We start from the raw sequence: 9,132 nt of genomic DNA on the forward strand, positions 1-9,132 counted from the left end.
CTCCTAAATCGCTGGTAATTCCGTCATTGCCCAACGAGGCTTAACATCAATAGCCAGATCGCTATGCTGACCTTGTTTTAAACGTAAAAAACCTGTGTAAGCAATCATTGCGCCATTATCTGTACAAAATTGAGGTTGAGGATAAAACACTTCACCACCTAAATTCTGCATTAAGTGCGCAAGCGTTTCTCGGAGTTTTTTATTTGCGCTCACTCCCCCCGCAATCACTAAACGTTTATAGCCTGTTTCTTTTAATGCGCGCTTGCATTTAATGGCAAGTGTATCCACTACCGCATCTTGGAAAGCATAAGCAATATCCGATTTAGTTTGTTCTGTTAGTTCGCCCTCGTTTTTAATCGCTTGATTAATCGTATTCGCAGCGAACGTTTTTAAACCTGAAAAGCTAAAATCAAGGCCTGCACGATCTGTCATTGGACGTGGAAATGTGAAACGATTTGGCGTGCCTTTTTCTGCTAAACGAGAAAGTGCCGCGCCACCTGGATAATCTAGTCCAAGTAATTTTGCTGTTTTATCGAAGGCTTCACCTGCGGCATCATCAATGGATTCACCAATCACTTCGTATTTTCCTACACCATCTACACGTACCAATTGAGTATGGCCACCCGATACCAACAAAGCAACAAAAGGAAAGTGCGGTGAATTTTCATCAAGCATTGGTGCAAGCAAATGCCCTTCCATATGATGAACACCAATCGCAGGCACATTCCAAGCATAAGCCAAAGAACGCGCAATCGTAGCCCCGACGAGCAATGCGCCAACAAGTCCAGGGCCACTCGTATAAGCAATACCATCAATATCGCTCGCCGTTAAGTTAGCTTCTTCTAGCGCAGCTTTAATGAGAGGAGCTGTTTTACGAATATGATCGCGTGATGCTAATTCAGGAACCACACCACCATAATCTGCATGTAGGGCAATTTGAGTATAAAGTTGATTAGCAATTAACCCTTTCTCTTCATCATAAATCGCCACGCCCGTTTCATCGCAGGAGGTTTCAATGCCTAAGATTTTCATTGATTTTCTTAATTTATTACCTAAAATGTTGCGCGATTTTACCCTGTTTAAGCGGTTTTAACCAGTTGAAACCACAAATATTAAGGTGAATTGACATTCTATCCTTTACTTTTTCCCTAAAAATAGATTAGAATTGCGTCCTTTATTAAATTTGCCATTTGCACAGTAGTGCTTTGGTGAAAATAAAATTTTAAATTGCAATTAAATTAAACTCATTGAGGTGATTGGCTTATGCCTGTAATTAAAGTACGTGAAAACGAATCATTTGACGTAGCTTTACGTCGTTTCAAACGCTCTTGCGAAAAAGCGGGAATCTTAGCTGAAGTACGCGCTCGCGAATTTTACGAAAAACCAACTACAATTCGTAAACGTGAAAATGCAACACTTGCAAAACGTCACGCAAAACGCAACGCTCGCGAAAACGCGCGCAATACCCGTTTATACTAATTTATAGTATTTTCTGACTCGAGTTAAGACAAACCGTGAATCCTTTGGACTCACGGTTTTGTTACTTTAAGCAAAACAAAAATCTACGCCAAAAACGACCGCACTTTCACACCACGATCACGGAGGCTCGACAATGAAAGGTTCTATTCCACGCCCCTTTATTGATGATTTGCTGACAAAATCCGATATTGTCGATGTGATTAACAGTCGCGTAAAACTAAAAAAAGCTGGTCGCGATTATCAAGCCTGCTGCCCTTTTCATCACGAAAAAACACCATCCTTCACAGTTAGCCAAAAGAAACAGTTTTATCATTGCTTTGGTTGTGGCGCACATGGTAATGCGATTTCCTTTTTAATGGATTATGACAAGCTTGAATTTGTAGAGGCTATTGAAGAACTTGCTGCTATGGCTGGGCTTGAAGTACCTTACGAAAAACGCGCCAATAACAGCGGGAAACCTCAAGCTAATTACCAAACCAAACGAAATCTCTATGAATTAATGCAAGAAATTGCCACGTTTTATCAAAACCAATTACCATTAAATGCGCAGGCGCAAGGATATTTACAACAACGCGGGCTTTCACCTGAAATTATTGAGCGTTTCCAAATTGGGTTTGTGCCGAATGCGATGGATACTGTATTGCGTAAATTTGGTGTTAATCGTGAAGAACAACAAAAACTCATTGAGTTAGGCATGCTTTCGCGCAATGATCGTGGCAATATTTACGATAAATTCCGCAATCGCATAATGTTCCCGATTCGCGATAAACGTGGTCGCATAGTGGCTTTTGGAGGGCGGGTATTAACGGATGAAAAACCGAAATATCTGAATTCACCAGAAACCATTACTTATCATAAAGGTAACGAGCTTTATGGTTTGTACGAAGCCTTACAAGCCAACGATGAACCCAAACAATTACTGGTTGTTGAAGGTTATATGGATGTGGTCGCATTAGCACAATTTGGCGTGGATTATGCGGTAGCTTCTTTAGGTACGTCCACGACATCAGAACAAATTCAACTTATTTTTCGTTCGACTGAACAAGTTGTTTGTTGTTACGATGGTGACCGTGCAGGGCGTGATGCAGCGTGGCGAGCGTTAGAAAATGCGTTGCCTTATTTAGAAGATGGCAGACAACTCAAATTTATTTTCTTGCCAGAAGGAGAAGATCCTGATACTTACATTCGCCAATATGGCAAAGAAAAATTTGAAGAATATATCGAAAGTGCGCAATCTTTAAGCGAGTTTATGTTTGCTCACTTAAGCCCGCAAGTTGATTTTTCTAGCAAAGAAGGACGAGGAAAATTAGTTGCGCTGGCTGCGCCGTTAATTCGTCAAATTCCTGGAGAAATGCTTCGCTTATCGCTACGCAATATGCTTGCTCAAAAACTTGGGATTTTTGATCAAACTCAGCTGGAAAATCTTATTCCAAAACAATTAGAACAAGCCAATACACAACAAAAAGTCGCTAATAATAAGATCAAAAAGACACCAATGCGAATGGTCATTTCATTACTTCTGCAAAATCCTGAATTAGTAAAACGTATGTCTGAAAGTGGCGTGCAAGCATTACGTGCGGAAGCTGGTTTTGAAATTCTGGAAAAATTGACCGCACTTTGTCGCCAACGAGAAGGTATTACGACAGGGCAGATTTTAGAGCACTTCCGTGATACGCCTTACAGCAATCCCCTTGAAATACTGGCAACTTGGGATCATTTATTAGACGAAGCAGAAATCATCAATGCATTTTCACAAAACTATCGTCGCTTAAATATTCAAGCCATTGAGCGAGACATTGAAATGCTTATTGCTAAAGAACGAGCTGAAGGGCTTACTGATGAGGAAAAAACAGTGCTCGTTCACCTTTTAGCGGGGAAAGAACAGCAGAAAAAACAGTTAGTTAATCCTCAATAACAATGATAAAATTCTAAGTTCGTAACAAGAATTATATTGCTACTATCACATCAAGCAAAACGGATATAAAAATGGAAAAAAATCAACAATCTACGGCTGAACAATATTCAGAACAAATTGAACAACTGATGGAATTAGGTCGCACTCAAGGTTATTTAACCTATGCAGAAATTAATGATTTATTACCAGAAGATGTCATCGACCCTGAATATTACGATAAGTTGCTACAAACGCTACAAAATGATGCAGGGATCCCCGTCTTAGACGAAGCCCCAGAAAGCGATGAGATGATGTTGAATGACACAATTCCGGATGAAGATGCGGTGGAAGAGGCAACCCAAATTCTTTCAAATGTAGAATCTGAAATAGGTCGAACAACCGATCCTGTCCGTATGTATATGCGTGAAATGGGAACGGTTGATCTTCTTACTCGTGAAGATGAAATTAGCATTGCAAAACGTATTGAAGAAGGAATTGATGAGGTTCAAACATCCATTGCCGCATGTCCTGAAGCTTTAAATGGGTTGCTAAAAAATTATGATGATGTGGAAAAAGGAAACTTCCGTTTAGCTGACTTAATTACAGGTTTTGTCGATCCAAATGCAGAAATAGAAGAACATAATGTCATTGATGAAAACTTTTCTGAAGACGGAGAAGAATCAGAAAGTGCAGATGTGGAAGACAATGAAGATGAAGACGAAAGCGAAGCAGAATCTACATCAGATTCAAGCGAGTCTGATAATAGCATTGATCCAGAAGTCGCGAGAGAAAAATTCCAACAGTTAAAAGACCAGCACACTAAAACGCTTGCTGTTATTGAAAAACATGGTCGCTCAGGAAAACGCGCCCAAGATCAAATTGCACTACTTGGTGAAATTTTTAAACAATTCCGCTTAGTACCAAAACAATTCGATTTACTCGTTTTGTCAATGAAAGAAATGATGAAACGTGTACGCTACGAAGAACGTCAATTACAAAAAATATTGGTTGATATTGCAGGAATGCCAAAAGATGATTTTGAAAAATTCATCACAACCAATGGTAGCAATACTGAATGGGTACAAAAAGCCTTAAAATCTAGCAAACCATGGGCAAAACGCTTACCAAAATATGAAGAACGTATTCTTGAGGCATTAAACAACTTAGCTAACATTGAAGAAAACACGAAACTTACCGTTACCCAAATGCGTGATATTTGTGATGCAGTCGCTCGAGGTGAACAAAAAGCTCGTCGTGCTAAAAAAGAAATGGTAGAAGCTAACTTGCGTTTAGTAATTTCCATCGCGAAAAAATACACGAATCGTGGTTTACAATTCCTAGATTTAATTCAAGAAGGGAATATTGGTTTAATGAAAGCGGTAGATAAATTTGAGTATCGCCGTGGTTATAAATTCTCTACATATGCTACTTGGTGGATTCGCCAAGCCATTACACGCTCTATTGCGGATCAAGCTCGTACAATCCGTATTCCTGTGCATATGATTGAAACAATTAATAAACTTAACCGCATTTCTCGCCAGTTATTACAAGAAATGGGACGTGAAGCAACGCCAGAAGAATTAGCTGAGCGTATGGGAATGCCTGAAGATAAAATCCGTAAAGTATTGAAAATTGCAAAAGAGCCAATTTCTATGGAAACGCCTATCGGTGATGACGATGACTCACATTTAGGTGATTTTATTGAAGATTCAACCTTAGAACTTCCTTTAGATTCTGCAACAGCACAAAGCTTAAGAGTTGCGACTCACGAAGTTCTTGAAGGCCTAACACCACGAGAAGCAAAAGTATTACGCATGCGTTTTGGTATCGATATGAATACCGACCATACGCTTGAAGAAGTGGGTAAACAATTCGACGTTACACGCGAACGTATTCGTCAAATTGAAGCAAAAGCGTTACGTAAATTACGTCATCCTAGCCGATCAGAAACATTAAGAAGTTTCCTTGACGACTAAACGTTACAAATAAAAAAGGAGCTATAGCTCCTTTTTTATTATTCTAAACTGATAATAAAAAACCCGATCTAAGACCGGGTTTTATTTTGCCTATCTGACAAATTATTCTGCAACAACGATTACATCTAATGTTGCAAATACTTCACCGTGAAGTTGGAAACGAACGTCGTGGTCACCAAGACTACGGATTGGACCGTTTGGTAAACGAACTTCACTTTTCGCAATTTTAACGCCTGCTGCAGTTACTGCTTCTGCCACATCACGAGTAGTGATTGCGCCGAATAAACGACCTTCATCACCTGCTTTAGATGCGATAGTCACAGAACCTAATGCAGTAACTTCTGCTGCACGAGCTTGAGCTGCTGCAAGATTTGCTGCTGCTGCCGCTTCTAATTCTGCACGACGTGCTTCAAAGTGTTCAATGTTAGCTTTAGTTGCCATAACTGCTTTACCTTGTGGGATTAAAAAGTTACGTGCAAAACCTGATTTAACATTTACTTGATCGCCCACTTGACCTAAGTGAACAATTTTATCTAAAAGAATTACTTGCATTACCGTATCTCCTTAATTACTGATGATTGTCAGTGTATGGAAGTAACGCTAAATAGCGAGCGCGTTTGATTGCACGAGCTAATTGACGTTGGTACTTCGCACGAGTACCGGTAATACGGCTAGGTACAATTTTGCCGCTTTCTGAAATATAGTTCTTTAATGTAGCGATATCTTTATAATCGATTTCAACAACATTTTCCGCTGTGAAACGGCAGAACTTACGACGACGGAAATAACGTGCCATTTGGCTAGTCTCCTAATCTATAAATTCGATTTGCTCGGCATGTAAAACTAATTGGCATAACCCACTTGGGGTTTTATGTGATGTAATAAATCCCACCACCAAAATTTTACTACCGACCGTAATGCTTTGAGTTTTTTCTATCAATTGATTACCACTAATTTGAACTGGCATTTTTAACCAAGCTTGACGTGAGAAACCACTTTCAATCTGATCAGAACGATGTTCTAACAAAAACTTACAATGCTCAATTCCACTAGGGCTCTTTAATCGCTTTGGTAACTGAGAAACGACTCCCATAACCGAAAAACGATTATCAATTTTCAAATTACTCTTCAGCATCCTCAAAATCGTTGTTTTCAACTTCAGCTAAAGGTTTACGTTCTTCTTTAGCCGCTTTCATTGGGGACGCTTCTGTTACGGCGTGCTTAGTATGGATAACAAGACTGCGTAATACAGCATCGTTATAACGGAAAGTCGTTTCTAGCTCGTCGATGACTTGTTGAGGCGCTTCTACATTCATAAGCACATAGTGTGCTTTGTGTAATTTATTAATTGGGTACGCTAATTGGCGACGACCCCAATCTTCTAGGCGATGAACTTGACCACCAGCTTCTTTTACAGAACCGGTGTAACGTTCGATCATACCTGGTACTTGCTCGCTTTGGTCCGGATGAACCATAAACACGATTTCGTAGTGACGCATTACTGCTCCTTACGGGTTAATCAGCCTTTGACGTAGATCAGCCACCAATCTGCAAAGGCAAGGAACGAAAAATTCAATGTGGCTAAGGGTTGCGGATTATACCGATTTTTTTACGTTCCGCAACCAGTTTGAGTTCTTTTTGAGCAAAAAAGAAGACCGATATATATCGGTCTATCTCACATATTCTGCAATTAACGGCTGCGGAAAATAATACGTCCTTTACTTAAATCATAAGGCGTCATTTCTACAGTCACTTTATCCCCAGTCAAAATACGGATATAGTTTTTACGCATTTTTCCTGAAATATGCGCAGTAACCACGTGACCGTTTTCCAACTCCACGCGGAACATAGTATTCGGTAAAGTCTCTAAAATTGTGCCTTGCATCTCAATGCAATCTTCTTTCGCCATTGTATCCTCTAAAAATAATCGATTTTTTATCCGCTCTTTAGGCGGAAAAGTTAAGAAAAACGGGCGGATTATAGCCGTTTTTGGCTTTCTACGAAAGAAAAAATAATATTGTTCATAAAAAACTCAATTTAGCATAAGTTAACAATGATTTACAAAGCCAAAACAAGCCCTATAATAAGCGCACTCTTATAAAAGAAGATAATATATGAATTCAAAAAAACACTTAGGTCATACCGCGCGTAAACGCTTTGGTCAAAACTTTTTACATGATACTTCTGTAATTCAAGGTATCGTGGCAGCGATTTACCCACAACCCAATCAATTCCTAGTGGAAATTGGTCCGGGGCTTGGCGCCTTAACAGAGCCTGTTGGTGAACTTGTCGATCATCTGACTGTGGTAGAACTTGACCGAGACCTCGCAGAACGTTTACGTCATCATCCATTTTTACATCAAAAGCTCACTGTTATTGAAACGGATGCAATGCAATTTGATTTTGGTGAGCTTTATACAAAAGAGAATTTAGCAGAAAAAGGTCAGAAATTACGTGTGTTTGGTAACTTACCTTATAACATTTCTACCCCATTAATGTTCCACTTATTTAAGTATCATGATGTGATTCAAGATATGCACTTCATGCTGCAAAAAGAAGTAGTCAAACGCTTATGCGCAGGACCAAATAGCAAAGCTTACGGTCGTTTAACCATTATGGCGCAATATTTCTGCCAAGTGATGCCTGTACTTGAAGTGCCTCCTTCTGCATTTAAACCTGCACCGAAAGTGGATTCAGCGGTTGTGCGTTTAATTCCGCATAAAGAATTGCCACACCCTGTAAAAGATTTATATTGGTTGAACCGTGTTTGCTCCCAAGCGTTCAATCAACGCCGCAAAACATTGCGTAATGCACTCTCAACATTATTTTCACCTGAAAATCTGACCGCACTTGGTATTGATTTAAATGCACGCGCAGAAAATTTAACCATTGCTGATTATGCTCGCTTAGCGAACTGGCTGGCAGATAATCTACCAGCAGATGTTAATAACGATGAAATATTAGATTCAGAAGAGTAAAAATAATAAAAGGTGTAATCCTTGTTACACCTTGGCTTTCTACGTAAAACGGACAATTTCTTTACCTTGCATTTCTTTAATACGTTGTTGTTCTTTCCATTTTTTTCTATTTAAAGCTCGTATAATATTTTCTTTTATCCGAGTTAAACGCTGTTTCAATGTCTTTTTCTTACGGATTTTTGGACGTTTTTCTCGTTCTTTTTCCAATCCACTTGTTAATACACTTTTACTTTGATTCGCTTGGAGTTCTTGAATACAAATTGCTGGATTAAGTTGATAGACAATATAATTATCAACATCAACTAATTTATTAAAAATAAGTTCATCAACTGCAACAATTTCATCAGAAGGAATATTCTTTAAATATTCAATTACATATTTAGCCGCACCTTGAGAAATAATATAACCAGCAGTCCCCCAATGAGTTGATTTTAAAATATCAAAATTCCTAGAATAAAAAGGTGAAATTTTAGTTTGTTTCTCAAGTTTAACTGGCTGTAAAAAAGTTTCTAAACGAATAATAAAAATATCATTAAAATCAAAACGTGTTTTTAACCATTCATCTTGTGCCAAAAACACTTCCGCATTCTCGCCAAGAATTACATCATCTTCAAAAATTGTGAGATATTCCAAATTTTCATTCACACACTTATTCCATAATAAGAAATGGCTAATTAATGATCTGCACCCCAAAAGTTGGACTAAATAACCAACTCACTAAGGTGCAGATTTTTTATGACCAAATACAATTTTCTTTTCAAGCAACAAGTCATCGAATTTTATCTTCAAAATGGTAAAAATAGTT

At 38.7% G+C, this 9,132-nt stretch carries 10 protein-coding genes and 1 pseudogene; 4 read left to right on the forward strand and 7 right to left on the reverse strand.

The window, feature by feature from the left end:
• Positions 1–3: 3 nt before the first annotated feature.
• Entirely contained in the window at positions 4–1,032 is a 1,029-nt protein-coding gene (tsaD, locus tag DV424_RS08180; protein WP_118796169.1) for a tRNA (adenosine(37)-N6)-threonylcarbamoyltransferase complex transferase subunit TsaD, read from the reverse strand.
• Between the two features lie 231 nt (positions 1,033–1,263).
• On the opposite strand from tsaD, the gene rpsU reads away from it, so the two are divergent.
• The 3 genes from rpsU (at position 1,264) to rpoD (ending at position 5,349) form a co-directional block, all read left to right on the forward strand.
• Positions 1,264–1,479, forward strand: a complete 216-nt coding sequence (rpsU, locus tag DV424_RS08185; protein ID WP_005627632.1) for a 30S ribosomal protein S21 — start codon at positions 1,264–1,266, stop codon at positions 1,477–1,479.
• Positions 1,480–1,612: 133 nt separating this feature from the next.
• Positions 1,613–3,394 (forward strand): DNA primase, encoded by a 1,782-nt coding sequence (dnaG, locus tag DV424_RS08190; protein WP_118859674.1) that lies wholly within the window; start codon positions 1,613–1,615, stop codon positions 3,392–3,394.
• A 71-nt stretch (positions 3,395–3,465) separates the two neighbouring features.
• Positions 3,466–5,349 (forward strand): RNA polymerase sigma factor RpoD, encoded by a 1,884-nt coding sequence (gene rpoD / locus DV424_RS08195; protein ID WP_118859675.1) that lies wholly within the window; start codon positions 3,466–3,468, stop codon positions 5,347–5,349.
• 102 nt (positions 5,350–5,451) lie between these two features.
• Here rpoD and rplI read toward each other — a convergent pair whose 3' ends face one another.
• The 5 genes from rplI to infA all read right to left on the reverse strand — a co-directional run bounded on the left by rplI (position 5,452) and on the right by infA (position 7,258).
• Positions 5,452–5,901 carry a 50S ribosomal protein L9 gene (gene rplI, locus DV424_RS08200; RefSeq protein ID WP_118859676.1) on the reverse strand — a complete coding sequence of 150 codons (450 nt, stop codon included), beginning with the start codon at positions 5,899–5,901 and terminating at the stop codon, positions 5,452–5,454.
• A gap of 16 nt (positions 5,902–5,917) precedes the next feature.
• Positions 5,918–6,145: a 30S ribosomal protein S18 gene (gene rpsR / locus DV424_RS08205; RefSeq protein ID WP_005598105.1), complete on the reverse strand. Its 228-nt coding sequence runs from the start codon at positions 6,143–6,145 to the stop codon at positions 5,918–5,920.
• Between the two features lie 12 nt (positions 6,146–6,157).
• Positions 6,158–6,484 (reverse strand): primosomal replication protein N, encoded by a 327-nt coding sequence (priB, locus tag DV424_RS08210; RefSeq protein ID WP_118859677.1) that lies wholly within the window; start codon positions 6,482–6,484, stop codon positions 6,158–6,160.
• Positions 6,471–6,848, reverse strand: coding sequence for a 30S ribosomal protein S6 (rpsF, locus tag DV424_RS08215; RefSeq protein ID WP_005627620.1), 378 nt, complete (start codon positions 6,846–6,848; stop codon positions 6,471–6,473). Before rpsF ends, priB begins: the two co-directional genes overlap by 14 nt.
• 191 nt (positions 6,849–7,039) lie before the next feature.
• Positions 7,040–7,258: a translation initiation factor IF-1 gene (gene infA, locus DV424_RS08220; RefSeq protein ID WP_005627617.1), complete on the reverse strand. Its 219-nt coding sequence runs from the start codon at positions 7,256–7,258 to the stop codon at positions 7,040–7,042.
• 205 nt (positions 7,259–7,463) lie between these two features.
• Here infA and rsmA point away from each other — a divergent pair, with 205 nt between their 5' ends.
• Positions 7,464–8,327: a 16S rRNA (adenine(1518)-N(6)/adenine(1519)-N(6))-dimethyltransferase RsmA gene (gene rsmA / locus DV424_RS08230; RefSeq protein ID WP_118859678.1), complete on the forward strand. Its 864-nt coding sequence runs from the start codon at positions 7,464–7,466 to the stop codon at positions 8,325–8,327.
• Between the two features lie 39 nt (positions 8,328–8,366).
• On the opposite strand, the pseudogene DV424_RS08235 reads toward rsmA, so the two are convergent.
• Positions 8,367–9,005 (reverse strand): annotated as a pseudogene (locus DV424_RS08235) (glycosyltransferase family 25 protein); the annotation flags it as partial.
• Positions 9,006–9,132: the final 127 nt, after the last annotated feature.

This window comes from Haemophilus haemolyticus, from assembly GCF_003493605.1.
GTDB classification, from domain to species: Bacteria; Pseudomonadota; Gammaproteobacteria; order Enterobacterales; family Pasteurellaceae; genus Haemophilus; species Haemophilus haemolyticus_J.

Excerpts from the sequence above, each read along its gene's own strand:
- rpsF (WP_005627620.1), bottom strand. The coding sequence starts at position 6,848 with ATGCGTCACTACGAAATCGTGTTTATGGTTCATCCGGACCAAAGCGAG.
- rplI (WP_118859676.1), bottom strand. The coding sequence starts at position 5,901 with ATGCAAGTAATTCTTTTAGATAAAATTGTTCACTTAGGTCAAGTGGGC.
- infA (WP_005627617.1), bottom strand. The coding sequence starts at position 7,258 with ATGGCGAAAGAAGATTGCATTGAGATGCAAGGCACAATTTTAGAGACT.
- rsmA (WP_118859678.1), top strand. The coding sequence starts at position 7,464 with ATGAATTCAAAAAAACACTTAGGTCATACCGCGCGTAAACGCTTTGGT.
- rpoD (WP_118859675.1), top strand. The coding sequence starts at position 3,466 with ATGGAAAAAAATCAACAATCTACGGCTGAACAATATTCAGAACAAATT.
- tsaD (WP_118796169.1), bottom strand. The coding sequence starts at position 1,032 with ATGAAAATCTTAGGCATTGAAACCTCCTGCGATGAAACGGGCGTGGCG.
- dnaG (WP_118859674.1), top strand. The coding sequence starts at position 1,613 with ATGAAAGGTTCTATTCCACGCCCCTTTATTGATGATTTGCTGACAAAA.
- priB (WP_118859677.1), bottom strand. The coding sequence starts at position 6,484 with ATGCTGAAGAGTAATTTGAAAATTGATAATCGTTTTTCGGTTATGGGA.
- rpsU (WP_005627632.1), top strand. The coding sequence starts at position 1,264 with ATGCCTGTAATTAAAGTACGTGAAAACGAATCATTTGACGTAGCTTTA.
- rpsR (WP_005598105.1), bottom strand. The coding sequence starts at position 6,145 with ATGGCACGTTATTTCCGTCGTCGTAAGTTCTGCCGTTTCACAGCGGAA.